The 25,611-nt window shown below is 72.6% G+C and carries 30 protein-coding genes; 17 read left to right on the forward strand and 13 right to left on the reverse strand.

Translation table 11 applies throughout. The annotated features are described in order from the left end of the window. Window positions 1-123: 123 nt before the first annotated feature. Entirely contained in the window at window positions 124-1,029 is a 906-nt protein-coding gene (locus DEJ21_RS08205; RefSeq protein ID WP_258374963.1) for a proline iminopeptidase-family hydrolase, read from the reverse strand. A gap of 84 nt (window positions 1,030-1,113) precedes the next feature. On the opposite strand from DEJ21_RS08205, the gene DEJ21_RS08210 reads away from it, so the two are divergent. Next, window positions 1,114-1,848, forward strand: a complete 735-nt coding sequence (locus DEJ21_RS08210; RefSeq protein ID WP_258374964.1) for a FadR/GntR family transcriptional regulator — start codon at window positions 1,114-1,116, stop codon at window positions 1,846-1,848. Between the two features lie 34 nt (window positions 1,849-1,882). Here DEJ21_RS08210 and DEJ21_RS08215 read toward each other — a convergent pair whose 3' ends face one another. Further along, on the reverse strand, window positions 1,883-2,446 hold the full coding sequence (locus DEJ21_RS08215) for a VOC family protein (protein WP_111224298.1): 564 nt from the start codon (window positions 2,444-2,446) through the stop codon (window positions 1,883-1,885). A 273-nt stretch (window positions 2,447-2,719) separates the two neighbouring features. Between DEJ21_RS08215 and DEJ21_RS08220 the strand changes: the two genes are divergently transcribed. The 6 genes from DEJ21_RS08220 (at window position 2,720) to DEJ21_RS08245 (ending at window position 9,965) form a co-directional block, all read left to right on the forward strand. Further along, window positions 2,720-4,285, forward strand: coding sequence for an NCS1 family nucleobase:cation symporter-1 (locus DEJ21_RS08220; RefSeq protein ID WP_111224299.1), 1,566 nt, complete (start codon window positions 2,720-2,722; stop codon window positions 4,283-4,285). A gap of 159 nt (window positions 4,286-4,444) precedes the next feature. Then, entirely contained in the window at window positions 4,445-5,209 is a 765-nt protein-coding gene (locus DEJ21_RS08225; protein WP_111224300.1) for an aspartate/glutamate racemase family protein, read from the forward strand. Then, window positions 5,206-6,582: an allantoinase AllB gene (allB, locus tag DEJ21_RS08230; protein WP_181435826.1), complete on the forward strand. Its 1,377-nt coding sequence runs from the start codon at window positions 5,206-5,208 to the stop codon at window positions 6,580-6,582. Before DEJ21_RS08225 ends, allB begins: the two co-directional genes overlap by 4 nt. A 43-nt stretch (window positions 6,583-6,625) precedes the next feature. Further along, on the forward strand, window positions 6,626-7,879 hold the full coding sequence (locus DEJ21_RS08235) for an alanine--glyoxylate aminotransferase family protein (RefSeq protein ID WP_111224301.1): 1,254 nt from the start codon (window positions 6,626-6,628) through the stop codon (window positions 7,877-7,879). Continuing rightward, window positions 7,876-9,135, forward strand: coding sequence for an allantoate amidohydrolase (locus tag DEJ21_RS08240; RefSeq protein ID WP_111224302.1), 1,260 nt, complete (start codon window positions 7,876-7,878; stop codon window positions 9,133-9,135). The genes DEJ21_RS08235 and DEJ21_RS08240 overlap by 4 nt, the downstream gene beginning before the upstream one ends. Continuing rightward, the gene (locus DEJ21_RS08245; RefSeq protein ID WP_111029315.1) at window positions 9,132-9,965 is read left to right on the forward strand and encodes a MurR/RpiR family transcriptional regulator; all 834 of its coding nucleotides are present in this window, start codon (window positions 9,132-9,134) and stop codon (window positions 9,963-9,965) included. The genes DEJ21_RS08240 and DEJ21_RS08245 overlap by 4 nt, the downstream gene beginning before the upstream one ends. Here DEJ21_RS08245 and DEJ21_RS08250 read toward each other — a convergent pair. Next, window positions 9,932-10,441 carry an SRPBCC family protein gene (locus DEJ21_RS08250; protein WP_111224303.1) on the reverse strand — a complete coding sequence of 170 codons (510 nt, stop codon included), beginning with the start codon at window positions 10,439-10,441 and terminating at the stop codon, window positions 9,932-9,934. The genes DEJ21_RS08245 and DEJ21_RS08250 overlap by 34 nt on opposite strands. Window positions 10,442-10,585: 144 nt before the next feature. Here DEJ21_RS08250 and DEJ21_RS08255 point away from each other — a divergent pair, with 144 nt between their 5' ends. The 3 genes from DEJ21_RS08255 (at window position 10,586) to epsC (ending at window position 13,405) form a co-directional block, all read left to right on the forward strand. After that, a complete protein-coding gene (locus tag DEJ21_RS08255) occupies window positions 10,586-11,623 on the forward strand; it encodes a dipeptidase (protein WP_111224304.1) in 1,038 nt (345 codons plus the stop codon). Window positions 11,624-11,885: 262 nt separating this feature from the next. After that, the gene (cysK, locus tag DEJ21_RS08260) at window positions 11,886-12,824 is read left to right on the forward strand and encodes a cysteine synthase A (RefSeq protein ID WP_111022171.1); all 939 of its coding nucleotides are present in this window, start codon (window positions 11,886-11,888) and stop codon (window positions 12,822-12,824) included. Window positions 12,825-12,844: 20 nt separating this feature from the next. Beyond that, entirely contained in the window at window positions 12,845-13,405 is a 561-nt protein-coding gene (gene epsC / locus DEJ21_RS08265; RefSeq protein WP_111224305.1) for a serine O-acetyltransferase EpsC, read from the forward strand. 132 nt (window positions 13,406-13,537) lie between these two features. Here epsC and DEJ21_RS08270 read toward each other — a convergent pair whose 3' ends face one another. After that, window positions 13,538-13,837: an excalibur calcium-binding domain-containing protein gene (locus tag DEJ21_RS08270; protein WP_209049853.1), complete on the reverse strand. Its 300-nt coding sequence runs from the start codon at window positions 13,835-13,837 to the stop codon at window positions 13,538-13,540. 141 nt (window positions 13,838-13,978) lie between these two features. On the opposite strand from DEJ21_RS08270, the gene DEJ21_RS08275 reads away from it, so the two are divergent. Then, window positions 13,979-14,362, forward strand: a complete 384-nt coding sequence (locus DEJ21_RS08275) for an MmcQ/YjbR family DNA-binding protein (RefSeq protein WP_111022173.1) — start codon at window positions 13,979-13,981, stop codon at window positions 14,360-14,362. Window positions 14,363-14,404: 42 nt separating this feature from the next. Here the strand turns inward: DEJ21_RS08275 and DEJ21_RS08280 are convergent, their stop codons facing one another. Beyond that, the gene (locus DEJ21_RS08280; protein ID WP_209082207.1) at window positions 14,405-15,034 is read right to left on the reverse strand and encodes an MOSC domain-containing protein; all 630 of its coding nucleotides are present in this window, start codon (window positions 15,032-15,034) and stop codon (window positions 14,405-14,407) included. 179 nt (window positions 15,035-15,213) lie between these two features. Between DEJ21_RS08280 and DEJ21_RS08285 the strand changes: the two genes are divergently transcribed. The 5 genes from DEJ21_RS08285 to DEJ21_RS08300 all read left to right on the forward strand — a co-directional run bounded on the left by DEJ21_RS08285 (window position 15,214) and on the right by DEJ21_RS08300 (window position 17,870). Further along, on the forward strand, window positions 15,214-16,050 hold the full coding sequence (locus DEJ21_RS08285) for an alpha/beta fold hydrolase (RefSeq protein WP_111038163.1): 837 nt from the start codon (window positions 15,214-15,216) through the stop codon (window positions 16,048-16,050). Window positions 16,051-16,174: 124 nt separating this feature from the next. After that, window positions 16,175-16,324 (forward strand): hypothetical protein, encoded by a 150-nt coding sequence (locus tag DEJ21_RS18205; RefSeq protein WP_181435827.1) that lies wholly within the window; start codon window positions 16,175-16,177, stop codon window positions 16,322-16,324. Window positions 16,325-16,333: 9 nt separating this feature from the next. Continuing rightward, window positions 16,334-16,888 (forward strand): RNA polymerase sigma factor, encoded by a 555-nt coding sequence (locus tag DEJ21_RS08290; RefSeq protein ID WP_027466268.1) that lies wholly within the window; start codon window positions 16,334-16,336, stop codon window positions 16,886-16,888. Further along, complete coding sequence (locus DEJ21_RS08295; protein WP_146247729.1) at window positions 16,885-17,565, forward strand: hypothetical protein; 681 nt, start codon at window positions 16,885-16,887, stop codon at window positions 17,563-17,565. The genes DEJ21_RS08290 and DEJ21_RS08295 overlap by 4 nt, the downstream gene beginning before the upstream one ends. Then, window positions 17,562-17,870: a hypothetical protein gene (locus DEJ21_RS08300; RefSeq protein ID WP_110863466.1), complete on the forward strand. Its 309-nt coding sequence runs from the start codon at window positions 17,562-17,564 to the stop codon at window positions 17,868-17,870. The genes DEJ21_RS08295 and DEJ21_RS08300 overlap by 4 nt, the downstream gene beginning before the upstream one ends. Before the next feature lie 88 nt (window positions 17,871-17,958). Here DEJ21_RS08300 and DEJ21_RS08305 read toward each other — a convergent pair whose 3' ends face one another. From DEJ21_RS08305 to DEJ21_RS08335, 7 genes are all read right to left on the reverse strand, one after another. Beyond that, window positions 17,959-18,831, reverse strand: coding sequence for a phospholipase (locus DEJ21_RS08305; protein WP_111224308.1), 873 nt, complete (start codon window positions 18,829-18,831; stop codon window positions 17,959-17,961). A gap of 298 nt (window positions 18,832-19,129) precedes the next feature. Continuing rightward, a complete protein-coding gene (locus DEJ21_RS08310) occupies window positions 19,130-19,585 on the reverse strand; it encodes a MarR family winged helix-turn-helix transcriptional regulator (RefSeq protein ID WP_027466277.1) in 456 nt (151 codons plus the stop codon). A 176-nt stretch (window positions 19,586-19,761) separates the two neighbouring features. After that, the gene (locus DEJ21_RS08315) at window positions 19,762-20,412 is read right to left on the reverse strand and encodes a GntR family transcriptional regulator (protein ID WP_071405086.1); all 651 of its coding nucleotides are present in this window, start codon (window positions 20,410-20,412) and stop codon (window positions 19,762-19,764) included. Between the two features lie 175 nt (window positions 20,413-20,587). Further along, window positions 20,588-21,055, reverse strand: a complete 468-nt coding sequence (locus DEJ21_RS08320; protein WP_111224309.1) for a DUF1810 domain-containing protein — start codon at window positions 21,053-21,055, stop codon at window positions 20,588-20,590. After that, the gene (locus tag DEJ21_RS08325) at window positions 21,052-21,843 is read right to left on the reverse strand and encodes a YqjF family protein (protein WP_181435828.1); all 792 of its coding nucleotides are present in this window, start codon (window positions 21,841-21,843) and stop codon (window positions 21,052-21,054) included. The genes DEJ21_RS08320 and DEJ21_RS08325 overlap by 4 nt, the downstream gene beginning before the upstream one ends. Further along, complete coding sequence (locus DEJ21_RS08330; protein WP_181433219.1) at window positions 21,840-22,238, reverse strand: hypothetical protein; 399 nt, start codon at window positions 22,236-22,238, stop codon at window positions 21,840-21,842. The genes DEJ21_RS08325 and DEJ21_RS08330 overlap by 4 nt, the downstream gene beginning before the upstream one ends. Before the next feature lie 79 nt (window positions 22,239-22,317). Further along, entirely contained in the window at window positions 22,318-23,586 is a 1,269-nt protein-coding gene (locus DEJ21_RS08335) for a phosphopantothenate--cysteine ligase family flavoprotein (RefSeq protein ID WP_111224380.1), read from the reverse strand. A 64-nt stretch (window positions 23,587-23,650) separates the two neighbouring features. On the opposite strand from DEJ21_RS08335, the gene DEJ21_RS08340 reads away from it, so the two are divergent. Next, the gene (locus DEJ21_RS08340) at window positions 23,651-24,442 is read left to right on the forward strand and encodes an NRDE family protein (RefSeq protein WP_181435829.1); all 792 of its coding nucleotides are present in this window, start codon (window positions 23,651-23,653) and stop codon (window positions 24,440-24,442) included. A gap of 199 nt (window positions 24,443-24,641) precedes the next feature. Here the strand turns inward: DEJ21_RS08340 and DEJ21_RS08345 are convergent, their stop codons facing one another. Then, complete coding sequence (locus tag DEJ21_RS08345; protein ID WP_111095255.1) at window positions 24,642-25,580, reverse strand: SDR family oxidoreductase; 939 nt, start codon at window positions 25,578-25,580, stop codon at window positions 24,642-24,644. Window positions 25,581-25,611 lie beyond the last annotated feature (31 nt).

The raw sequence follows: 25,611 nt of genomic DNA on the forward strand, positions 1-25,611 counted from the left end.
GTTATGGGGGAAGGGGAGCGGGTGGTGTCGTCGGGAAGGCGGGTGCGGCGGTGGGGGTGGGGACTGCTTGCCTGGAGGCGCGGGGCGGGGCCGTCCCGCGCCTCCAGGCCGAAGGTGGCCGGGTCAGGCGTCGTCGTGCGCGGCCAGGAAGGCCGCGACGACCCGGCGGAACTCCGCCGGCTGCTCCAGGTGCGAGCAGTGGCTCGCGCCGGGGAAGACGTGCTGCCGGACGTCGGCGATCCGCTCGACGAACGGCGCCCACGTGGCGGGCGTGGCCTCGTCGTGCTCGCCGGCGACGACGAGCGTCGGCACGGCGACGCGGTCGAGCCGGTCGACTATGGTCCAGTCGCGCATCGTGCCGATGACGTGGAACTCGTTCGGGCCGTTCATCGTGTGGTAGACCGTCGGCTCGCGCTCCATCTGCTCCTCGGAGTCGACGAAGTCTTGCGGCATCGGGACCACGCGGCAGACGTGCCGCTCGTAGAAGACCTGCGTCGCCGCCAGGTACTCGGGGTCGTCGACGGTGCCGGCCGTCTCGTGCCGGGTCAGGGCGTCCTGCACGTCGGCGGGCAGCTGCGCGCGGAGCTCGGCAGCGCCGTCGACCCAGAGCTGCATCGACGCGGGGGAGTTGCAGATCGCCAGCGACCGGAGCCCCGCGGGCTGCTGCACCGCGATCTCGGCGCCGAGCATGCCGCCCCACGACTGCCCGAGCACGTGGTGGTCGCCGAGCCCGAGGTGCTCGACCAGGGCGGCGTACTCGTCGACGAACAGCTGCGGCTGCCAGGTGTCGACCGGCGCGTCCGGGCGGTGGCTGCTCCGGCCGCAGCCGAACTGGTCGTGGTGGACGACGGCCCGGCCGGTCTCGTCGGCCAGGGCCGCGAGGTTCCGGAGGTAGTCGTGGGCCATGCCGGGCCCGCCGTGCAGGACGACGAGGGGCAGCGCGCCCGCGACCGGGGTGTCGGGCGTGGTGACCCGGTACCAGGTCTCGCCGTCGCGGAACGGCATCGTGGATTCGGTGATGCTGGACATGGGGGTCAGCATGGAGCGGAAAAAGGTCCCACGCAATACCTTTTCTGCTGCCTTAACGTGGTCGTAACACCGCAAAGGGGGTCCGTGTTGTCCGATCGTACGACCGAGACGCGCGTCGACAAGGTCGAGGACCGCCTCGTGACCGCCGTCGCCGTGGGCGAGTACCTGCCCGGCGCGAACCTGCCGCCGGAACGCGAACTCGCCGGCCTGCTCGGCGTCGCCCGGGTCACCGTGCGCGGTGCGATCGCCCGGCTCGTCGAACGGGGGCTGCTCGAGACCCGTCGAGGCCGGGGCGGCGGCACGTTCGTCCGCACCGAGTGGCCGGACAACTCATCGGACGCCGTCGGACGGGTGCTGCTCGCCCGGTGGGAGGCGATCCAGGACACCGCCGACGCCATCGCGCTGCTGCACGGCGCGCTCGCGACGGCCGCCGCCGAACGGGTCACCCCGGACGACGCCGCCCTGATCCGTGCACGGCTCGAGGTGTTCCGCGACGCCACCTCGGGCCTCGAGAAGCAGCAGGCCGACGCCGTGCTGCACCGGACGATCATCGACGCCGCGCGGAACGACGCCCTGCGGATGGCGCTCGCCGGGTTGGAGGCGCAGATCTCCATCGCCGCTCCGGCGCACCTGTGGGGCACGGCCGAGGGCATGGCGGAGATGGAGACCCGCGCGCTCCACGAGCACGAACTGCTGGTGGACGCGGTGTGTTCGGGGCGGGCGCCCGAGGCGGGCGTGATCGCCCGGCAGCACGTCGGGATCGACGTCGAACTGCTCGAACGGGCCGTGCGGCGGACGGGGCAGGTGCCCCGCCACTGAGGGGCGGTCTTTCGGTCGGTGCGGCGGTTGGCCGTCAGTGCACGGCGGGTGCCGGCACCGGGTAGACGTCGTCCGGCATCGGCCACGGCGCCCACTTCGGCCGCGGCGCGTACACCAGGTACGGCTGCGGTGTCGGGTAGCTGACGAGCTCGAGCGTCGACCCCCACGGCGTGCGGGTGTACACGAACCGGTTGCCGGCCCCCGCCTCGTCGCCACGCAGGTCGCGCGGGTCGGAGTTCCGGGTGCCGCCGGCCGCCTCGACCCGGGCGAGCGTCTCGTCCAGGTCGTCGGCGTACATCGCCAGGTGCTGCCACCCCAGGTCGGACGGGTGTGCGGCGTTCCGCTGCTCGGGCCCCAGGTACTCGAACAGCTCGAGCCCCGGCCCCTCCGGCAGCGCGAGCATCCGCATGGCCCCTTGCGCCATGGAGCTCGGGATGCCGAGGTAGCCGTGCGCCTCGGAACTGCTGTTCGGCGTCTCGTCACGACGCCGCATGTCGTACAGGACGACGGCGTCGAACGCCGCCTCGAAGAACTGCGTGGCTGCGTCGATGTCCGGCACCGTGACGCCCACGTGGTCGATCCTGATTCCCCTGCTCATGGTCGATTCGTACCACCGGCGGTCCCCGCGGCTCGGGTCGGGGCGAGGTCCGTGCGGGGTCGGTGCCCATCGATGCGGCAAGCCGCACCGCGGCTCCGCGCGCCGCACCGGGAGCGGTCGGCGCCGGTCTCGACCACCGTCCCGGAACAGTCGTTCCAGGACGGGGTGCGGGACACACGACCGTTACACGAGGGAAACGGCGGGGGCGAAGTCGCTCCGTAGCTTCGTGCTCAAGCACGCACCGCCCCGCTTCCCACTCCCTCGGAGGACGCCATGGCTACCGACATCGCGACACCAGTCGCCGCGCCCCACGCCCCCACCACGACCGCCGCTCCCGCCCCAGCGGGCGCCGGTGTCGTCAAGCCCGGGTACGACCCGGCGCTCACGAACGAGGACCTCGCCCCGCTGCGCGAGCAGCGCTGGACGAGCTACAACTTCTTCGCGTTCTGGATGTCCGACGTGCACTCCGTCGGCGGCTACGTCACCGCCGGGTCGCTCTTCGCCCTCGGGATCGCGAGCTGGCAGGTGCTCATCGCCCTGGTGGTCGGCATCCTCATCGTGCAGGTCTTCGCCAACCTGGTCGCGAAGCCGTCGCAGCGCACCGGTGTGCCGTACCCGGTGATCAACCGCGCGGTGTTCGGGGTGCTCGGCGCGAACGTGCCCGCCATCATCCGCGGCCTCATCGCGATGGCCTGGTACGGCGTGCAGACCTTCCTCGCCGCCCAGTCGCTGAACATCATCTTCCTCAAGTTCATCCCGGCGTCCGCGGGGCTGCTCGACCACTCGTTCCTCGGGCTGTCGGCCCTGGGCTGGATCTCGTACGCGATCCTCTGGGTGGCGCAGGGCGCGCTGTTCTGGATGGGCATGGAGGCCATCAAGCGGTTCATCGACTGGGCCGGACCGGCGGTCTACGTGGTGATGATCGTGCTCGCGGTCTACCTGGTCAGCCAGGCGGGCATCGGCAACATCTCGTTCACCCTGTCGGCCGGCGAGCCGCTGTCGTTCGGGGCGTCGATCCCGGTGATGCTGTCCGCGGTCGCCCTGGTGGTCAGCTACTTCTCCGGCCCGATGCTGAACTTCGGTGACTTCTCGCGCTACGGCCGGTCGTTCCGTGCGGTCAAGCGCGGCAACTTCTGGGGTCTGCCGATCAACTTCCTGTTCTTCTCGGTCCTGACGGTCCTCTGCGCCAGTGCGACGGTGCCGGTGTTCGGCAAGCTCATCACCGACCCGATCGAGACCGTGCAGGCCATCGGAGCACCCTTCGCGATCCTGCTCGGTGGCCTGACCTTCGTCACGGCGACCGTCGGCATCAACATCGTGGCGAACTTCATCAGCCCCGCGTTCGACTTCTCGAACGTGGCACCCCGGAAGATCTCGTGGCGGGCCGGCGGCATGATCGCCGCGGTCGGCTCCGTGCTCCTCACCCCGTGGAACTGGTACGGCAACGACCAGGCGATCCTGTACACGCTCGGGGTGCTCGGTGCGCTGATCGGCCCGCTGTTCGGCATCCTCATCGCGGGCTACTACATCGTCGGCAAGCAGCGCATCGCGATCGACGACATGTACTCCACGAGCCGCACCGCCCGCTACTGGTACCGCGGCGGGTTCAACCCGAACGCCATCTGGACCCTCGTGGTCACCGGCGCGATCTCGGTGGCGAGCGCGGTCCTGCCCCCGGCACTCGGTGTGCTGCCGTGGCTGGCGAGCTACAGCTGGTTCATCGGGTGCGGCCTGGGCCTCGTCGTCTTCTGGGCGCTCGAGCGTGTCCGGCCGAGCATGCCCGTGCTCGACGCGGAGGACCCCTCGGTCGACGACGGCGCGGCCGTCGGTCGCGCCTGACAGCCGGCGTCGCGGCCCGTCCTCCACAGGGCGGGTCGCGGCGCTCGGTCGTCCACAGATCCACACCACGGCCGGGAGGCCCGCCCCGCCCCCGCCACGATGGTCACCACCCAGCACCACCGGTTCCACCGCTCCACTCGCTCCACCGGAAGGACCCCGATGCGCATCCGCGTCGTCAACCCCAACACCACCGCGTCGATGACGCGGACGATCGGCGTCGCGGCCCAGGCCGTCGCCGCTCCCGGCACACTGGTCGAAGCGGTCGAACCCTCGATGGGGCCGGCCTCGATCGAAAGCCACTACGAAGAAGCCCTGGCCGTGCCCGGGCTGCTCGAACAGATCGCCCGCGGTGAGCAGGACGGGGTGGACGCCTTCGTCGTCGCCTGCTTCGGGGATCCGGGGCTCGACGCTGCGCGGGAGCTCGCCACGGTGCCGGTGATCGGGATCGCCGAGGCCGGGTTCCACGCCGCCGCGATGCTCGGCCGCCGGTTCGGTGTCGTCACCACCCTGGCGCGGACGACCGGCCGCGCCCACGAGCTTGCCCAGCGCTACGGCTTCGCCCCGCTCGTCACAGAGATCCGGGCGTGCGAGGTCCCGGTGCTCGAGCTCGACGACTACGATTCCGGTGCCCGTGCGCTCGTGATCGAGGAGTGCCGAGCAGTCATCGACGGGGGAGCCGACGCCGTCGTGCTCGGGTGCGCGGGCATGGCCGACTTCTGCGCCGAGGTCTCGCTGGCCATCGGGGCACCGGTCGTCGACGGCGTCGCGGCGGCCACGGTCCTGGCGGAGTCGCTCGTCCGGCTCGGGTTGTCCACGGGCAAGCGCGGCGAGTACGCCCTGCCGCCGGTGAAGGCGATGTCGGGGCTGCTGGCGGGCTTCGAACGCCACCCGGCGGCGGTCGCGACGGCCGGGGCGGGCGCATGACGGGCCTCCCGGCGTGCGACACGGCAGACCTGGTCGTCCGCGCGCAGCGAGCTTGGGTCGACGGGACGTTCCGCCCGGCCTCGGTCGTCGTCGACGACGGCCGGGTCACCGGCGTCCTGCCCGTCGACGCGGTCGTCGACGCCGTGCAGGACCACACCGTGCCGGACGGGCAGGTGCTGCTCCCCGGACTGGTCGACACGCACGTGCACGTCAACGAGCCCGGCCGCACCGAGTGGGAGGGCTTCGCGTCCGCGACCCGGGCCGCTGCGATGGGCGGCGTCACCACGATCGTGGACATGCCGCTCAACTCCATCCCCGCGACGACCACGGTCGAGGCGCTCGCCGTCAAGCGTGCGAGTGCCGAGGGCCGGGTGGCGGTCGACGTCGGGTTCTGGGGCGGAGCGGTCCCCGCGAGTCTCGGCTCGCTCGACGCCCTGCACGATGCCGGCGTCTTCGGGTTCAAGTGCTTCACGGCGCCGAGCGGTGTCGACGAGTTCCCGCACCTCGACCCCGAGCAGCTCCGCGCCGCGATCGCCGAGGTCGCCGGTATCGACGCCCTGCTGATCGTGCACGCCGAAGACCCGGAGCACCTCGTGCCGCACCGGGCGCTCGGCGGCCGGTACGCCGACTTCCTGGCCACCCGGCCCGTCGCCGCCGAACGGTCCGCGATCGCGCAGGTCATCGACGGCGCGCGGGCGACCGGTGCGCGGGTGCACGTGCTGCACCTGTCCGACGCGGGCGCGCTGCCGATGCTCCGCGCGGCGAAGGACGACGGCGTCCGGATCACGGTCGAGACGTGCCCGCACTACCTGTCGTTCGAGGCGGGCACGATCCCGGACGGCGCGACCGCCTACAAGTGCTGTCCGCCGATCCGTGACGACGCCAACCGCGACGCGCTGTGGGCGGGCGTGCTCGACGGCACGATCGACCTCGTCGTGTCGGACCACTCGCCCTCCACCGCCGACCTGAAGACCGACGACTGGGGCCTGGCCTGGGGCGGGGTCGCCGGCCTGCAGGTCGGGTTCCGGGCGGTGTGGACCGAGGCCGAGCGTCGCGGGATCCCGCTCGAGGCGCTGCTCCCGCTGTTCACGACCGGTCCGGCCGCCCTGGTCGGGCTGCGCGACCGCGGGGTGATCGCTCCCGGTGCCCTGGCGCACTTCGCCGTGTTCGACCCGTCCGCCGAGTCCGTCGTCGACGTTGCCGGGCTCGAGCACCGCAACCCGGTGTCCGCGTTCGACGGGCTCCGCGTGCGTGGCAGCGTCACCGAGACCTGGCTCCGCGGCCGTCGCATCGCCACGGCGGACGGCGGCGTGGTCGGCGTCGAGGGGCAGCTGGCCGGACGGCCCGTGCTCGCGGCGGAAACACCCCTGTAACGATCGTTCCCGTATCGTCGGATCAGGAACGGAAGGAACCAGCATGCTCCCAGTGAACCCACCCGCCCGTCTCCTCATGGGGCCCGGTCCGATCGACGCCGACCCGCGCGTGCTCCGTGCGCTGTCGACGCCGCTCGTCGGCCAGTACGACCCGTGGATGACCTCGACGATGAACGAGACGCAGGCGCTCTACCGCCGCGTGTTCGGCACCCGCAACGACGCGACGCTGCTCGTGGACGGCACCTCGCGCGCGGGGATCGAAGCGGTGCTGGTGTCACTGCTCGCCCCGGGTGACCGCGTGCTCGTGCCGGTGTTCGGTCGGTTCGGGCACCTGCTCGCCGAGATCGCAGGCCGTGCCGGGGCCGAGGTCCACACCATCGAGACCGACTGGGGTCAGGTCTTCACGCCGTCCGCGATCGAGTCGGCCATCGCCCGCGTCCGGCCGAAGGTGCTGGCGGTCGTGCAGGGCGACACCTCGACCACGATGAACCAGCCGCTCGACGAGCTCGGTGCGATCTGCGAGCGGTACGGCGTCCTGCTCTACACCGACGCCACGGCGACGGTCGGCGGCAACCCGCTCGAGGTCGACGCCTGGGGGATCGACGCCGTGAGCGCCGGGCTGCAGAAGTGCCTCGGCGGCCCGTCCGGCAGCGCACCCGTCACGTTGTCGCCGAAGGCCGTGGCCGTGCTCGACGAACGGCGGAGCGTCGAGGCCGGCATCCGCGAACCCGGTGACGACGTCGCCGACGAACCCATCCGCTCGAACTACCTCGACCTCGCGATGATCCTCGACTACTGGGGCCCCCGCCGCCTGAACCACCACACCGAGGCCGCTTCGATGCTCTACGCCGCCCACGAGTGCGCCCGCATCCTGCTCGAGGAAGGCCGCGACGCCGTCGTCGCCCGCCACCAGACGGCCGGGCGCGCGATGCTCGCCGGGGTGCAGGCCCTCGGACTCCGGGTCTTCGGCGACGTCGCCCACAAGATGCACAACGTCGTCGCCGTCGAGATCCCGTCCGACGTCGTCGGCGACCAGGTGCGCGGCGCGATGCTCGACGACCACGGGATCGAGATCGGCACCTCGTTCGGGCCGCTGCACGGACGCGTCTGGCGCATCGGCACGATGGGCTACAACGCCCGGAAGGACACCGTCGTCACGACCCTGGCCGCGCTCGAGCACACCCTGCGCCGGGCCGGGCACACGGTCCCGCACGGCGGTGGTGTCGATGCCGCCCTCGACGTCTTCCGCGACGACACCGCAGCGGTCGCTCCCGCCGGGGCGGAGGTGCTCGCGTGAGCGCCGTGCCCGTCCTGAACGCCACCGCCGTGGGCACCGCCGACGCCGAACTCGTCGCCCGCTGGTGCGACGAGCTCGCCGCCCTCAGCGCCGAACCGGGCCGGATCACCCGCGTCTACCTGTCGCCCGAGCACGCCCGGGCGAACGCCGTCGTCGCGGGCTGGATGCAGGACGCCGGACTGTCCACCTGGCAGGACGCCGCCGGCAACCTGCACGGGCGGGCCGCGGGTGCGACGCCCGACGCGCCCGTGCTGCTGCTCGGCTCGCACCTGGACACCGTGGTGGACGCCGGACGGTACGACGGCGTCGTCGGGGTGCTCATGGCGATCCGCACGGTCGCCCGGCTCACCGCCGACGGTCCGCTGCCCGTCGCGCTCGAGGTCATCGCGTTCTCCGACGAAGAGGGCACGCGCTTCGGCAAGGCCCTGCTCGGGTCGTCCGCGGTGGCCGGCGTCTGGGACGACGCCTGGTGGGACCTGGCCGACGGTGACGGCGTCACGCTCCGGCAGGCCTTCACCGACTTCGGCCTCGACCCGGAGCGCGTCGGCGACGCCGCGGTCGACCCGGCCTCGGTGGTCGGCTACCTCGAGGCGCACATCGAGCAGGGGCCGTACCTCGAGCAGGCGGGGCAGGCCCTCGGGGTCGTCACGAGCATCGCGAGTGCCCGCCGGTTCTCGGTCGAGGCCGTGGGAGAGGCCCGGCACGCCGGCGGCACCCCCTACGAGCGCCGGCACGACGCCCTGCTCGCCGCCGCCGAGGCCGCGCTCGCGGTGGAACGGATCTGCCGGGCATCGCACCAGGTCGGCACCGTCGGCACGATGACCGTCGAACCCGGAGCCGTCAACGTCGTCCCCGGGCTCGCACGGTTCTCCGTCGACCTGCGCGGCGAGTTCGACGACGAGCGCGACGAGGTCTGGGAAGAACTCACCAAGGCCTTCACGCTCATCGGTGAACGGCGCGGGGTGAGTGTCACCCCGACCGAGGTGCACCGTGCGCCCGCGGTGTTCTGCTCGCCCCGGCTGATGGACGCCGTCCGCGCCGGGATCGCGTCGACGGGTGAGACCGCACCCATGGAGCTGTTCTCACGAGCCGGCCACGACGCGATGTCGCTCGGGCTCGTGACCGACGTCGGGATGCTGTTCCTCCGCAACCCCGACGGCATCAGCCACCACCCGGACGAGTTCGTGTCGACGCCGGACATCGCCCTCGGCCTCGACGCCCTGGCCGTCGCCGTCGACCGGGTGGCCCGCGCATGAGCACCGCCGGCCCCGACGTCCGCGCCCGGATCGACTCCGTCTGGGAACAGCTCTCGCCCGCCGAACGACGCGTCGCCGCCATGGTCCGCCACGACCCGGAACTCCTGCTCGTCGGCACCTCCGCCGAACTCGCGGCCGAGTCCGGCACCTCTAAGGCCACGGTCTCGCGACTCGTGCGGTCGCTGGGGTTCCAGGACGCCGCCGAGGTCCGGCAGAACCTGATGTCCGCACGGGGCTCGGGCCTGCCCTGGGTCGCCGAGGACGCCGCCCACGTCGACCAGCGCGCGGTCGAGGCGCGGAACCTCGACGCGGCCTTCGCATCCCTCGGCCGAGCGGACCGCCCGCGGCTGGCCCGTCGGATCGTCCGTGCCCGTCGCGTGCTCGTCCTCGGTGAACGCGGCGCGTACCCGATCGCGCTGCAACTGCGGTCCCAGCTGGCGCAGGTGCGGTCCGACGTCCGGGTCGGTCCGTCGCCCGGGCAGCGACTCGGTGAAGAGGTCGCCGACCTGGACCGGCACGACCTCGTGGTCCTGGTGACCGTTCGTCGGCACACCGCCGGGGTCGAACGGATCGTCCGGCACTGCGTCGACTCCGGGGCGGACGTCATCGTCCTCGGCGACCCGACGGCCGCGGTCATCGCCGCTCCCGCCGCCACCGCGATCCTCTGCCCGGTCGACTCACCGTCGGCGTTCGACTCGATGGCCGCGCTGTTCGCCGTCGTCGCCGCGATCACGAACGACGTCTACGACGCTTCCGGTCCCGGTGGCCGGGTGCGGGTCGACGCCGTCGCCACCGCCTACGACGCGCTGGGGGAGCTCGCCGCGCCCTGATCGCCGTCTGACCCGGCGCGCTGCTCGGCACGCAGTTCGGCGGCGAGCGAGGCATTGCGGTCGGCGATGAGCCGCGGCATGTACCGGGCCAGCGCGAGCACCTCGGCCAGGCGGCCCAGCGGACCGAGCGGTGCGCGGAACGTGATGGTGTCGACCATGCGCGTGCCGCCGGCCGACGGCTCGAAGCGGTGCTCGTGGTGGAACCGGGCGAACGGCCCACGCACTTGTTCGTCGACGAAGCGGTGGGGCGCCTCCAGGGCGGTGATCCTGCTCGTCATCCGCCAGACGATCCCGAAGTGCCGCGCACGCCAGGTGACGGTCTCGCCCAGGCCGATCATGCCGGCCGTCGTGCCGGCGACGGCGCGTTCGTCGGTCGCGGCCATCGATCGCTCGTGCGCGCCGATGTCGAGCGACAGCGCGAAGGCGCGCTCCGGCGGAACCGGCAGGTCCGTCACGACCCGGAACGAGACGGTCACGACATCGGCCAGACCATCGGGTCGGACCGGTCGTCGTCGGCGTCGCCGAGCTCGGGGACCGCGAGCACCAATCGCTCGGTGCGGAGGGTGACGGGCTGCACGGTTGGAGCCTAGCCATGACGGCGCGGGCGGTAGCGTCGGGGGATGACGTTCGACGCGCTCCCGTTCCCGGTCATCGACGGCCACAACGACCTGCCCTGGGAGCGCCGTGACAGCCACGACTCCGGCGTCGAGGGCATCGACACCGAGACCGACTCGCTGCACACCGACATCCCGAAGCTCCGCGCCGGCGGCGTCGTCGGGCAGTTCTGGTCGGTGTTCGTGCCCGCGGACGACCCGGACCCCGTGACGACGACGCTGCAGCAGGTCGACCTCGCGCACCGGATCATCGAGCGCTACCCCCACGACCTCGCGCTCGCCCGCACCGCCGCCGAGGTCCGAGCCGCCGTCGACTCCGGCCGGATCGCGTCGCTGCTGGGCGCCGAGGGCGGGCACTCGATCGGTGACGACCTCGCGGTCCTCCGCACCCTGGCCCGGCTCGGCGTCCGCTACATGACGCTCACCCACAACGACGACACCCCCTGGGCCGACTCCGCGACCGGGGAGCGGGCGCACGGCGGCCTGACCGACCGCGGGCGGCAGATCGTCGCCGAGATGGAACGGATCGGCATGCTCGTCGACCTGTCCCACACCGCACCGGCCACCATGCGGGACACCCTCGACGTGGCGACCCAGCCCGTCGTGTTCAGCCACTCGTCGACCGTCGCGATCGACGACCACCCGCGGAACGTGCCCGACGACGTGCTCGCCCGGCTGGGCGACAACGGCGGCGTGGTGATGATCACCTTCGTGCCGAAGTTCGTGTCGCGGGCGTGGGCGGACTGGGAGGAGTCGGGCATGTCCGGCGAACCGCCCCTGGTCACGGTGTCGGATGTCGCCGACCACGTCGAGCACGCCCGCGACGTCGCGGGCGTGGCGCACCTGGGCCTCGGCGGCGACTACGACGGCACCCCGGTGCTGCCGCCGGACCTGCGGGACGTGTCGCGGTACCCGGTGCTCGCGGCGGAGCTCGTCCGGCGCGGCTGGGGTGAGTCGGACCTGCGTGCGCTGGCCGGCGGCAACGTGCTGCGGGTGCTCGAGGCGACCGACGAGCGGTTCGCCCGCACGGCGTTCGTGCGCTGACGCGGTCGATCGCGCCGCGAAAGCGACTCTCCTCGGCGCTGGTCGTGCTCACTCCCGCGAAAGCGACAGAACCCTGCGAACCTTCCGCGGGCATCTGTCGCTTTCGCAGGCCTGGGCAGGAAGGGGCCTGGAGGCGCGACTCGCGTCCGGCGCGCACGCGCCGTCACGGACAGGACCGCCTGGGGTCCGGTCGCTAGGATCGGGCGCACACCGCGCCTCCAGGAAGAGCGATGCGCGACCTGAGCTGCGAAGGACGGACCGGATGAGCGGCACCATCTACGAGAACATCTCCCAGGCGTTCGGCAACACCCCCCTCGTCAAGCTGAACCGGCTGCCGAAGGCGGGCGGGGCCGAGGTGCTCGCGAAGCTCGAGTTCTACAACCCGGGCGCCAGCGTCAAGGACCGTCTGGGCGTCGCGATCATCGACGCCGCCGAGGCCTCCGGCGCGCTGCAGCCCGGTGGCACCATCGTCGAGGGCTCGTCCGGCAACACCGGCATCGCCCTCGCGCTGGTCGGCGCCGCCCGTGGGTACCGGGTCGTCATCACGATGCCCGAGACGATGAGCGTCGAGCGCCGTGCGGTCATCCGTGCCTACGGGGCCGAGATCGTCCTGACCCCCGGGCCCGAGGGCATGAAGGGCGCGGTCGCCAAGGCCGAGTCGATCGTCGCGGAGACCCCCGGCGCGATCCTCGCCCACCAGTTCGAGACGGCCGCGAACGCCGAGATCCACCGGAAGACCACGGCGGAGGAGATCCTCCGCGACACCGAGGAGCACGTCGACGTGTTCGTCGCGGGTGTCGGCACCGGCGGCACGATCACCGGTGTCGGGCAGGTGCTCAAGGAGCGCGTGCCCGGCGTGCAGATCGTCGCCGTGGAGCCGAAGGACTCGCCCCTGCTCACCGAGGGCAAGGCCGGTCCGCACAAGATCCAGGGCATCGGCGCGAACTTCGTGCCCGAGGTCCTCGACCAGAGCGTCATCGACGAGGTGTTCGACGTCGAGCTCGACGACGCGCTCCGGGTCGCCCGTGCCCTGGCGACGCAGGAGGGCATCCTGTCCGGTATCTCGTCCGGCGCGATCATCCACGCGGCCCTCGAGATCGCCGCACGCCCCGAGAACGCCGGCAAGCGGATCGTCGCCATCGTGTGCGACACCGGAGAGCGCTACCTGTCGACGGTGCTCTTCGAGGGGCTCACTGCGTGAGTCGTCCTCTTCGACGAGGCGTGCTGCGGACCATCCGGGAGGACCTGTCCGCAGCACGCCGCGGTGACCCCGCTGCCCGGGGTGACCTGGAGAACGCGATCGTCTACTCCGGGTTGCACGCCATATGGACGTACCGGGTGACCCACCGTCTCTGGAACGCGCAGGGGCTGCCCGGATCCCGGTTCGCGGCCCGCCTGCTCGGTCAGGTCGCACGGTCGGTCACCGGCGTCGAGATCCACCCCGGCGCGCGCATCGGCCGTCGGTTCTTCATCGACCACGGCATGGGCGTCGTGATCGGCGAGACCTCGGTCATCGGTGACGACGTGCTCGTGTTCCACGGCGTCACCCTGGGCGGACGCGGCGGAGACCACGGGCCGGGAGCCCGACGGCACCCGGTGGTGGGGGACCGCGTGGTGCTCGGCGCCGGGTCGTCGCTGATCGGGGCGATCACGATCGGTCCGGACTCCGTCGTCGGTGCCAACACGGTGGTCACGAAGGACGTGCCGGCGGGGTCGGTCGTCACGGGCGTCGCCGGGACTCCGCGTCCCCGGTCCGGGCACGAGGGCGTCCCGACGCTCTGAGCGCGCCGCGCCGGGCACGGCCGCGGGTGCCGGGCACGCAAAACACCGGTGTTCGCGCAGCGCACCCCGGCGTGCGGGTGTTCAGGACGCGAACAGCGGTGTCCTGCCGGTGTCACCGAGCGAGTGGGAGCGTCAGCTCTTCTCGCAGGCGATGCCGTCCTTGTCGCGGTCGAGCTTGGTGTTCGCCTTGTACAGGGCGTCGTCCTTCTTCACCGTGCCCTTGAGCGCACGGTAGGTGGTCTTGCCGCCGGAGACGACCTTGTTCTTCGTGACGGACTTCTTGGCGATGCCGCCGGAGTACACCTTGTGCACCGCGGTGCAGTTGGCGTAGGACTTCGGAGCGGCCTGCGCGGTCGAGGTCCCGCCGACGACGACGGTGGTCGCGAGGACGGCGGTGGCGGCGGCGATGCCGAGGGTACGGATGATGCGCACGGGTTCCCCCTGGAACTGGTGGTGATCGCGCGAGCGACCGCCGCGTCGGGTGCGCGGCGTGGTGATCCTACGACGTGATCGACACTCATGACCTGCCCCCGAACGGGGTGCGCTGTCGGCGGCCTGCGGCATCCTGGTCACATGGACGGCGAGCAGCTGCACGACATCGCGAGTCGCACGGCACTGGGGCTGCCGGCGGCCGTCGAGACCCAGCCGTTCGGCGAGGGCTCGGTGGTCTACAAGGTCGTCGGCAAGATGTTCGTGATGGTGACCGAGGTGCGTGGGACCCCGATCGTGAACCTCAAGTGCGCGCCGCCGCACGGGGCAGCGCTCGTGCGTGACCACGACGAGATCACGCCCGGGTGGCACATGAACAAGCGGCACTGGATCACGCTGACGCCCGGCGACGGCATCGACGAGACCCTGGTCGAGGACCTCGTGGCGAACGCCTACGACCTGGTCGTGGCCGGGCTGCCCGTGGCGAAGCGTCCGATCGACCCCTCGCGCGGCGTGCTGCCGAGCTGATCGGGCTCGAGGGGCCCGACCGGCTCGACCGGCTCGACCGGCTCAGGCCCGCGCCGCGACCTTCGACAGGTCGTGGACGACCTTCGGCGCCAGCCGTTCTCCCGACTCGAGCACGGCCCGCGCACGATCGGGCGCCAGGTCCCCGAAGATCTCGCCGATGGTCACCCCGTGCTCCGGCCGGTGGGTCACCTCGATCGGGTCACCCGCGGCGACCGAACCGGACTTGACCACGCGGAAGTACGCCCCGGGCCGCCCCTCGTCGGCGAACCGCTTGACCCACCCGTCGATCCCCATGCGCCGGGCGAAGGTGCCGCAGGGTGTGCGGGGGACCGTCACCTCGAGCACGAGGGTGTCGCCGATCCGCCAGCGTTCCCCGGTCACGGCCCCGGTGACGTCGATGCCGCTGGTGCGGAGGTTCTCGCCGAACAGGCCGGGCGGGACCTCGCGCTCGAGCAGGTCGGCGAAGTACGCGGCGTCCTCGTCGGCGTAGGCGTACACGGCCTGGTCCACACCGCCGTGGTACTTGCGGTTCGCCTGCACGTCGGCGCGCAGGCCGAGCGGGCGGACCCGGACGCTGCCGGTGACCGGACGCTTGTCGATGGCGGTGACGCCGATGATGCCGGAGTCCGGCAGCAGACGGTCGACGCGGCAGACGGCGGTGACGAGCGACATGGAGCCACTCTGGCGCACGTGGGCCCGTGCACCAAGCCGCGCTCACGCCCGAGCGACACATCGGCGCTAGCGGTTGAGCGTCCCTCGGAACTACGGTGAGCAAGTTCCGGCCTCCCGCCGACGTGGAGGCAGCGGCCAGCCCGCGTCACGAGTGGAACAGGCAACCAGGGAGGCACGAGATGGCGTTCGTCACCACGAGCGATGGGGCAGAGATCTTCTACAAGGACTGGGGGCCGCGCGACGCGCAGCCGATCGTCTTCCACCACGGATGGCCCCTGTCGTCGGACGACTGGGACGCGCAGATGCTGTTCTTCCTGGGCAAGGGCTACCGGGTGATCGCGCACGACCGCCGCGGGCACGGGCGTTCGTCGCAGATCGGCACCGGTCACGACATGGACCACTACGCGAGCGACACGGATGCGGTCGTGCAGCACCTCGACCTGCAGAACGCGGTCCACATCGGGCACTCCACCGGTGGCGGCCAGGTCGCACGGTACGTCGCGCAGTACGGCGAGCCCCAGGGCCGGGTCGCCAAGGCCGTCCTGGTCTCGTCGGTGCCCCCGATCATGCTGCAGAGCGACACCAACCCGGAGGGCACGCCGATCTCGGTGCTCGACGGGTTCCGGAGCGCACTCGCCGCGAACCGCGCCGAGTTCTTCCAGGCGGTCGCCGAGGGGCCGTTCTACGGCTTCAACCGGCCGGGCGCCGAGGTGTCCGCACCGGTGGTCGCCAACTGGTGGCGCCAGGGCATGACGGGCAGCGCCCTGGCCCACTACGAGGGCATCAAGGCGTTCTCCGAGACGGACCAGACCGAGGACCTCAAGGCGATCTCCGTCCCGGTCCTCGTCACGCAGGGCGACGACGACCAGGTCGTGCCGTACAAGGCGGCCTCGCTCAAGCAGGCCGAGCTGCTCAGCAACGCCACGCTCAAGATCTACGAGGGGTACCCGCACGGGATGCTGACGACCCACGCGGACGTCATCAACCCCGACCTGCTCGCCTTCATCCAGCAGTAGGGCGAGCCGACACACACGACGTCGGCGGCGCGCACCGGAACCGTCCGGGTGCGCCCCCGACGTCGTGTGTGACGAATCGGGTGCGACGCACGTCCCATCGGGGACAACACCTCGAGGAGCCGATGTGACCCGCACCGCTGCAGTCCCCAGGAAAGCCCCCGCACACGCGCTCGCCCTGGCGCGTGTCCGCTCGCTCGCCGCCCGGCCCGCCGGACCGTTCAAGGTCGTGCCGGCACGCGGGCGCACCCAGCCGTTCACCATCCACCACCAGTAGAAGGAACGCGTGCACCACCAGTCCCTCGCCGAGCTCGACGACGCGGTCCTCGCCGGCCGGTCGTCCGACGGCGACGTCCGGGCCTTCGAGGTCCTGATCCGTCGCCACACCCCGCTGCTCCGCGCCTACGCCCGTCGGACCCTCGGTTCCACCGACGAACTCGACGACGTCGTGCAGGAGACCTTCATCACCGCGTGGGACCGCCTCGACTCCCTCGAGGACCTCGCACGCGTGAAGTCGTGGTTGATGCGCATCCTGAGCAGGAAGTGCCTCGACCGGATCCGCGCGCGGCGCGTCCACGACGACGTCACCGAGCTCGAGGTCGCCGCGCCGGCCGACGACGCACCCGACCGGGTCGCCGAGGCGCGCTCGCGCGAGGACGCGGTCGAACGTGCGCTGGCCGAACTGCCCGAAGCCCAACGACGGTGCTGGATCATGAAGGAGGTGCTCGAGTACCGGTACGACGAGATCGCCGCCGAACTCGACCTGCCACCCTCGACGGTCCGGGGACTGCTGTCCCGAGCGAGGAAGAACATGATCCGACTCATGGAGGGATGGCGATGACCGACCACGACGGCATCCGGCCGGACCTGCCCGACAGCCCCGAAGCACTCGACGCCCTCGAACCCGGTGACCTCGACGGCCACTCGATCGACGAACTCGCCGACTACCTCGACGCCGGCATGCAGCCGGCGGACCCGAGCATCGACGACTCGCCCGCCTGCCAGAACGCCCTGGCCGCGATCATCCGCGTCCGCCACGCGTCGCTCCGCTCGCTCGAGGCGGCCGCCCGCGACGAGGCCCCGGCCGACGAGTCCTGGATCAGCGGTGTCCTGGCGAACATCTCGATCGAGTCCCGCTCCGGTCGCGACGTCCCGCTCCGCCCCCTGTCCGAGACCGAGCGCCCGGTGATGACCGAGGGCGCCATCCGGTCCCTCATCCGCCGCACCGGCGACGAGGTCCCCGGGGTGCTGGTGGCCCGCTGCCGCCTCGACGGTGACGTCACCGAACTCGCGTCCCCGATCCGGGTGGTCGTCGAGATCGCGATCGCGTCCGGTCCGTCGATCCCGGCGACCGCCGAGCTGGTCCGCGCCGCCGTGGCCGGTGCCCTGGCCGAGCAGACCGACCTGCTCGTCGAGGCGATCGACGTCGTCGTCCGCGACCTGCTGCCGGACCCCGAGCCCGGCACCGACGAAACAGGCACCGACGAGCCCGGCACCGACCCGGAGGAGGCCCGATGAGCACCACCGACGAGACCCTCGCCGCGATCGAGGCCGCCGTCCTCGAGGTCCCCGGCGTCACCGACCTGTACCGCTCCCGCCCGACGGTCGCGAGCGCCGTGCAGGCGGTCCGCAGCATCGCCACGAGCACCGGGCCGCTCCGGATCGTCGTCGACGACGACGCCCTGCGCGTCGTCATCGGCACCGACGGCTTCCGCCCGGCCCCCGAGGTCGCCCGCGCCGTCCACGACGTCGCCCTGGCGACCGCCGCGGCACACGGCCTGGCGCTCAGCCGCGTCGACGTACGCGTCGCGCGGGTGGGCTGACCGCGACCACGCAACGGACGGGAGGCCCGTGGCGGATCCGCCACGGGCCTCCCGTCCGTCTGCCGGTCGCCGTCGCGACCCGCGCCGATCAGTAGAAGTTGTTCGCCTGCGAGTGCCCCCACGCCGCGCACGGGGTGCCGTACGCCGAGCTGATGTACTGCAGGCCCCAGGTGATCTGGGTGGTGGCGTTGGTGCGCCAGTCCGCGGCGATCGTGGCCATCTTCGAGCCGGGGAGCGCCTGCGGGATGCCGGTCGCGCCGCCGTTCGCGTTGACGGCCTGGTAGTTCCAGCCGGACTCCTTGGTCCACAGGTTGTCCAGGCACTGGAACTGGTCGGCACCCCAGCCGTACTCCGACGACGCGAGCGAGCTCGCCGTGGCCTTGGCACCGGCGACGGTGTTGCCGGCGGCGAGCTTCCGGGCGGCCTCCGCTGCCTCGGCGGCCGCCTTGCGCTCGGCTGCGGCCTTCGCTGCGGCCGCGGCCTTCGCGTCGACGTCCCGCTTGTCCTGCGTGGCGCTCGCCTGGGCGACGTGCGTGGTCGACGCGACCGTCGTCGAGATGCGGTTCGTCAGCGCAGCGCCGGACAGGTCCGGGTAGTCGCTCAGCGCGTCGACGCGCTGTTCGAGCGCCGAGGTGTCGACCTTGTGGTTCGCGGTCTGCATGACGGTCTTCGCCGTGGTGATCGTGGCGGCGGCCTGGGCGCGGTCGAGCGCGGTGCCGCGCAGGGCGGGCTCCGCGGTCGCCGATGCGCTCGGGGTGCCGGCCGGCATGCCGAGGGCCTCGCCGATGGCGGGCTGCGTGCCAACGGTCAGGGCGCCACCGGCGACGGCCAGGACCGCCGCGCCGCCGGCGATCAGCGTCGCGCGGTGCCGCAGGGCCCGACGCATCCGGCGGGTGGGGGTGTTCAGGGCTTCACGTCGGGTCGAGGCCGTCGTGGTGGGGAGCTCAGGGGTGTGTCGCATCGGTTCCGCAGGTCGGCGGCTCGCTGGGGGAGGGACTCCTGCTCGCGCGACCGAGGTCGTGCGGGCACGCCGGAGGCTGGCGGTGTCGGTGACACCGTCGACGACGACGAGGAGTCCTCGAGCCGGTGAGGACCGGACGGTGGTGTGGGGCCCGTCCGTCCGCCGGGAGCAGCCGTGGGGTGGCCGCGGTCAGGCGGAGCCGACACCATGACCGGTCAGACTGGGCAGCGCGTCCAGGAACGCTGGCAGAACGGTCCGTCCACCACTTGGTAACGGTTCGGTAACGGTCCTACGGGGCCTAGAAGGTGTGAGGTTCCTGGGCGTGCTCGCCCTGGGCGACACGCTCGAGCGCGGCCAGGGCGCCGGCGATCGCCTGGACGTCCGACTCGTCGAGCTCGGCGATGAGTTCGGCGACGATCCCGGTGCGGTTCGCGCGGGCCTGCTCGACCGCCTCGATGCCCTCCGGTGTGGCCGTCACCATGAACGCCCGGCCGTCGCGCGGGTCGGCCTCGCGCTGGATGAAGCCGCGCTGCTCGAGCTCGGTCAGGATGCGGGTCATCGTGGGCTTCGTGACCACCTCGATCCGCGACAGGTCACCGGGGCGCAGGGGTCCGTGCCGCTGGATCGACGCGAGCGCCGACACGATGCCGTACCCGAGCGAGGCCGAGTCGGTGCGGGCCCGTCGGTTGATCCGACCGACCGCGGCGGCCAGGCGTGCGGCGACCTCGGTACGGTCCGTCGGGCGGGGGTTCATGTGCTGCTCCGGGTGCCTGGTTCAGGTGGTCGCCAGCGATGCTATCGGTCCGCGCGGCCCCGGGACTGGGAGCGTCACGCGCGTGGCCGGGCCACCGACCGGGAGGCCCGTGGAACGTCGACCGCCCGCCTCGCGTGTGCGAGACGGGCAGTTCCTGTACGCGGGTACAGGTGGACTCAGTGCTTCTCGCCCGGCAGCTGGTGGATCGCCTCGGTCGCGAGCTCGGCCGCGACGTTGTCGCCGGACTCGGTCGCCGCCCGGAGACGCCGGAAGTCCTCGGTCATCCGGTCCCAGTCGACCAGTTCGTCGAGGTTCGGCAGTCGCAGTCGGAACGCCAGGCCGTCCATCGTGTCGCGGCAGACGCGCTGCAGGTTCTCGTTGCCGCACTCGGCGACGTACAGGGCGAAGACGTCGAGGGCGTCGTGGTTGACGGCGGCGACCTCGTGGGCCTCGAGCTCGGTGATCGTCTTGTCGAGCTGGGCCAGGATCTTCTTGCGGCTCGCCGAACCGAGGCGTGGGACCGCGAGCCGGACCACGCCGCCGAACAGCACGCCGAGGGTCTGCATCGCTTCGATGACCTCGGCGGGGTCCGGCGTGGTGACCCGGGTGTACCGGTTCGGGGCCATCTCGATCAGGCCGGCGCGGGACAGCTGGCTCAGGGCCTCGCGGATGGGTGTCCGGGAGACGCCGAGCCACGAGATGAGCTCGTCGTCGTTCAGTCGTTCGCCCGGCAGGAGCGTGCCGTCCATGATCGCGTCGTGGATCTTGTGGCGGACGGTGTCACGGAGCAGCTGGTGCTCGGTCGGGGCGCTGCGGGGGACCGGCATGCGTTCTCCTTCGGGGGCGGCGGCGTCGGGGCGCCGGGCGAACGGGCACGGTCGACATCGCACGTGCTCGCATCACCGTACCTGATATGACAACGGCGTTGCGGTCGGCTCAGCGCGTGTCAGTGTCGACGTTCAGATGCCGGTCACGCGTGTCGGGCGTCGTGCGTCGCGTGCGTCACTCGCGACCCGAGTGCTCCTCGAGCAGGCGGACCGTGGCCGGGTCCTCGGCGCCGTCGTACCAGCGGTCCAGCACGGCGGCGAACGGCCGCGGGTCGGTCGCGACCCGGGCGAAGAGCGTCATCGACGACCGGAGCTTCACCGAGTCGATGCCCCCGAGCAGGGCGTCGGCGGAGCGGGCGGGGGCGTGGTGTGCGATGTCGGCCGCGGTGAGCAGACGGGGCCCGAGCACCGGGTGCGTCAGGTAGGCGCGGGCTTCGACCACGCCGGTGATCGCGTAGCGCACGGCCGTGGCGCTCCGCCCCAGACCGGCCAGCTGCGGGAACACGAACCACATCCAGTGCGACGACTTCCGGCCCCGACGGAGTTCGTCGAGTGCGACGTCGTGCACACCCTGCTGGGCCCGGACGAAGCGGTCGAGGTCGAACGGGTCGTCGGCCGGTGCGTCGGGGCGTGCGCCCGTCACCGGACGACCCCGCCCCAGCCGTACCGGACGGTCGTGCCGTCGACCACGAGCAAGGAGTCCGGCGCCCGGTCGAACAGTCCGGGCATGCCGACGGCGTCGGGCAGGTCGCCCTCGAGTCGGTCGAGCGTGGCCGAACGGGTCGTGAGCGCCGGGTGCTGTCGCTGCCAGAACAGGGTCTGCGCCAGGTACCGCGCGTGGATGCCGGCGCGGGTGGTGAGCTCGGCGGCCAGCGGGGTGTCGACGACCTCGCCGGCGGTCACCCGCACCGAGGCAGCGTGCTTCGGCCGCACCGCACCGGTCGGGCGTTCCTGCCGGAGCGACCGCGCCCACCGCACCGGGTGCAGCGCGCGGGTCGGGTGCCGGACGGACCGGTGCGCCACCGCGTCACCGCGGCGACGGGAACGTGCGTGCGCGAACGTGTACGGCACGCCGAGCAGTGCGTGCGCGGCCACGATGGCAGGCACGTTCGCGGTGTCGACCGTGCGGTAGGTCACCCCGCGCCGACCCTGGTCGTCCACCGTGAGGACCTCGATCGTGACCTCGGTCATGGTGCCGAGCCGCCCGGCAGAGGGGAACGGCGGCACCCGGGTCTCCCGGAACACGTACGCCGACAGCCCCACCCAGGCGCTGCCGTCGACCTCGTCCGGACGGGTCCCGCGGGGGACGAGCCGCTGCAACGACGCCGGGTCGTGCCGCCAGTGCGCGAACACGATGTCCTCCCAGGCGTGCTGGGTGACCGGGCGGTGCAGGAGCGGCACCGCCGCGCGGGTCCACGACGGCTGGGTCACGGCTTCGGTGCGTGCCGACCGACGCGCATGCTCCAGAGGACCAGCGGCAGCTGCAGGGGGAGCCGCAGGACCCCGATCAGCCGCATCGCCCGGCTCGAGCGGGGATGGTCGAGCAGGTCGTTCGCCATCTTGACGTTGGCCGGGAACACCGCCGCGAACAGCGCCGCCGCCGCCCAGCCCGAGGCACGGCGGGTGGCGGGGAACGCGAGCCCGGCGGCGATGCCCAGCTCGGCCACCCCGGAGGCCAGCGTGGTCAGCCGCGGGGGCAGGGCCTCCGGCACGATCCGGTCGAAGTGGGTCGGGCGCAGGAAGTGCATGGTGCCCGCCGCGCCGAGGGCCACCGCCAGGATGGTGGCCGTGCGGTTGGCACGTTTGATCCGCTCACGTCGTCGCATGCGCCCCATCGTGCCCGCTCGTCCTCGGAAGCAGCCGGAGACGCTGCTCACGTCAGTGTGCATTCACGTCAGTGTGCATTCACGTCAGGGCGGTCGCGACGAGGTCGAGGACCGCCGTCGCCACCTCGGCCTTCGTGCCGGAGGTCTCGCGGACCACCTCGCCACCGGGCACCAGGACCTCGATCGCGTTCTCCTCGCGCTCGAACCCGGCCGACCAGCCGACGTGGTTCACGACGAGCAGGTCCGCCGGCTTCCGGCTGATCTTGGCGCGTCCGAGCTCGATCCGTGCGTCGCGGTCGGGCTCGGTCTCGGCGGCGAACCCGACGATGATCTGCCCGGTCCGCCGTGCCGCCACGAGGTCGGCGAGCACGTCCGGGTTCCGCACCAGCTCGAGCGTCATGCGCTCGCCCTGCGCGTCCTTCTTGAGCTTCTCGGTGAGCACCTCGGCCGGACGGTAGTCGGCGACGGCGGCGGTCATCACGACGACGTCCGCTTCGGTGGCGGCGGCGTGCACGGCCTCGGCGAGTTCGAGCGCGGACCCGACGGATACCACGGTCGCGTCCAGCCCGGCGGTCAGCGAACCCTCGACGTTCGCGGCGACGAGGGTCACGGACGCGCCACGGCGGATGGCGTCCGCGGCGATCGCGATGCCCTGGCGGCCGCTCGAGCGGTTGCCGACGAACCGCACCGGGTCGAAGGGCTCGCGGGTGCCGCCCGCGCTGACGACGACGCGGACGCCGGCCAGGTCGCCCTGTTCGCCACGGGCCCCGGTGCTGGACGCGGTGCCGGTCTCCGCACCGCGGCGGCCGGCGGGGGCGGGGTGCTGGTCGAGCACGGCGAGCGCGGCGGCGACGATGTCCTCGGGCTCCGCCATCCGACCGATGCCCGCATCGTCGCCGGTGAGTGCGCCGACGACCGGGCCGACCAGGTGGACGCCGCGGTCACGCAGCGTGGCGACGTTCGCCCGGGTCGCGGGGTGCTCCCACATCTGCGGGTGCATCGCCGGGGCGACGACGACGGGTGCCTCGGTCGCGAGCAGAGTCGTGCCGAGCAGGTCGCTCGCCAGGCCGTGCGCCATCCGGGCCAACGAGTCGGCGGTGGCGGGGGCGATGACGACCAGGTCGGCCCGGCGACCGAGCGCGACGTGGCGCACCTCGGCGACGTCGTCCCACACGCTCGTGGTGACGGGGTTGCGGCTGAGGGCCTCGAGCGTCGGCAGTCCGACGAAGCGCAGGGCGCCCTCGGTCGGGACGACGTGCACGTCGTGGCCGCGCTTGACGAGGTCGCGGACGACCCCGACGGCCTTGTAGGCGGCGATGCCCCCGGTGATCCCCACGATGACGGTCAGGGCGCGCTCTGCTGCTGCGTTCACCTGGCTCACGCTACCGGGGCCACGTGCGAGGATCGACGGCATGTGCACCGTCGTCGTCCGCGTCGACCCCGGGGCCGCGTGGCCCGTCACCGTGCTCGCCCTGCGGGACGAGTCGCCCGAGCGCCCGTGGGACCCGCCCGCGGCCTGGTGGCCGGACCGGGACCCGGACCTCCGTGGTGTCCGTGACCGCTCCGCCGGTGGTGCGTGGCTCGCCGCCTCCGACCGAGCCGGCCTGGCCGTGGTGCTCAACCGCGCCGAACCCGTGACGAGCGTCGACGGCACGTGGACGACCCGCGGCGTGGTGCCGGTGGACGCCGTCGCCGACGACCTGTTGCCCGGACACGACGGCACACTGCCGACCACCCGGGCCTTCAACCTGGTGCGCGCCACGGCCGAGGGTGCCTCGGTGCTGACCTGGGACGGCGAACAGGTCCGCACCACCGACCTCGGCCCCGGCGTCCACATGGTCACGCACGGTGCGGCCGACGACCCCGCGGCGCCGCGCATCGGTCGGTGGCTCGAGGCCTTCCGTGCCGTCGACGCCCCGGCCGGCCCACCGGTGCTCGGCCCGTTCGACGAACTCCGCACCGTGGACTCCGGTGGCGACGCCGGGGACGGCTGGGGTGGCTGGTTCGGCGTGCTGGCGGGGTCCGCAGCGCTGCCGAGCGACCACCCCGACGCGATCCTCCGCGACGTGCACGAGGCCGAGGGGCACATGACGACCCTGTCGATCGTGGCCGCGGCGATCGCGCCGGGCCGCATCGTCCTGCAGCACGCACGCCTGACCGAACCCGGGAAGCTGGACGGGTCGGTGGAGCTGCACCGCGCCTGACGCTGGCGGCGTGCCGGACCCGCCCCGGGCCTCCTGGCCGTCCCTCGCCCGCTCCCCAACGCGCACGACGTCCGAGTGGTGCGAGGTTGCGTTCTCGGTGCGACCCGCACCCCCTCGCACCACGTCCGGAACCTCGCACGGGCCGCGGCGCCCCTCGCACCGTGCGAGGGGCGCGGCCAGCGCGACGCCGGCGTCGCGGCTAGAGCGGCGGGCGCGTCCCGGTGAGGTCCTCGGCGACGGCCCAGAGCGAGCGGGCGAGGTCGGCGCTCCGCGCGGACCCGGGGATCGACACGGTGGTGGTCGGACCGGTCATGCCGAACGGACCCGAGGGGCCGTAGTACGCGCCGCCCACGGCGTTCGGCCCGACCGCCGCGTACAGCAGCGGCTCGGTGCCCTGCTCGACCGCCTGGGTGAACGGCAGGGCGCGGTTGCTCGACCGCACCGGCTTCGACCGACCGAGCGAGCGTCCCGCGGCCTGCAGGTTCGTCCGGGTGTAGCCGGGGTGGGCGGCGGTGCTGACCAGGGGCACGTCGGCCTCGACGGTCAGGCGGTGCAGGTGCAGCGCGAGCAGCAGGTCGGCGAGCTTCGACTGCGCGTAGGCGCGCCAGCCGTTGTAGCCGCGCTCCCACTGCAGGTCGGCGAAGCGGATCCGGCCGGGGATCGCGGCGAGGCTCGACATCGTGACGACCCGGGGTGCCTCGGCGAGGGGGGCACCGGTCCGAGCCGCCCCGGCGCGCAGCAGCGACGGCAGCAGCAGGTTCGTCAGGGCGAACGGGCCGAGGAAGTTCGTGCCGAACTGCAGCTCGAACCCGTCGACGGTCTCGAAGCGTTCCGGCGGGGCCATCACGCCGGCGTTGTTGACCAGGACGTCGATCGGACGTTCCTCGTCGACGATGCCGCTGGCGAAGCGGCGGACGCTCGCCAGGTCGGCGAGGTCGAGTTCGCGGACCTCCACGTCGGCTGCGGGGTGGGCGGCGCGGATGCCGGCGGCGGCGGTCTCGCCCTTCTCGGTGCTGCGGACGGCGAGCACGACACTGGCGCCGGCTCCGGCGAGGCGCAGGGCGGCCTCCTGTCCGGTGCCGCTGTTGGACCCGGTGACGACGATGCGGCGTCCGGTCTGGTCGGGGAGGTTCGGCATGCGGGTGACCGTACTCGTCCGTGCTGGCCGA

Source organism: Curtobacterium sp. MCSS17_006 (assembly GCF_003234215.1).
Taxonomy (GTDB): Bacteria; Actinomycetota; Actinomycetes; order Actinomycetales; family Microbacteriaceae; genus Curtobacterium; species Curtobacterium flaccumfaciens.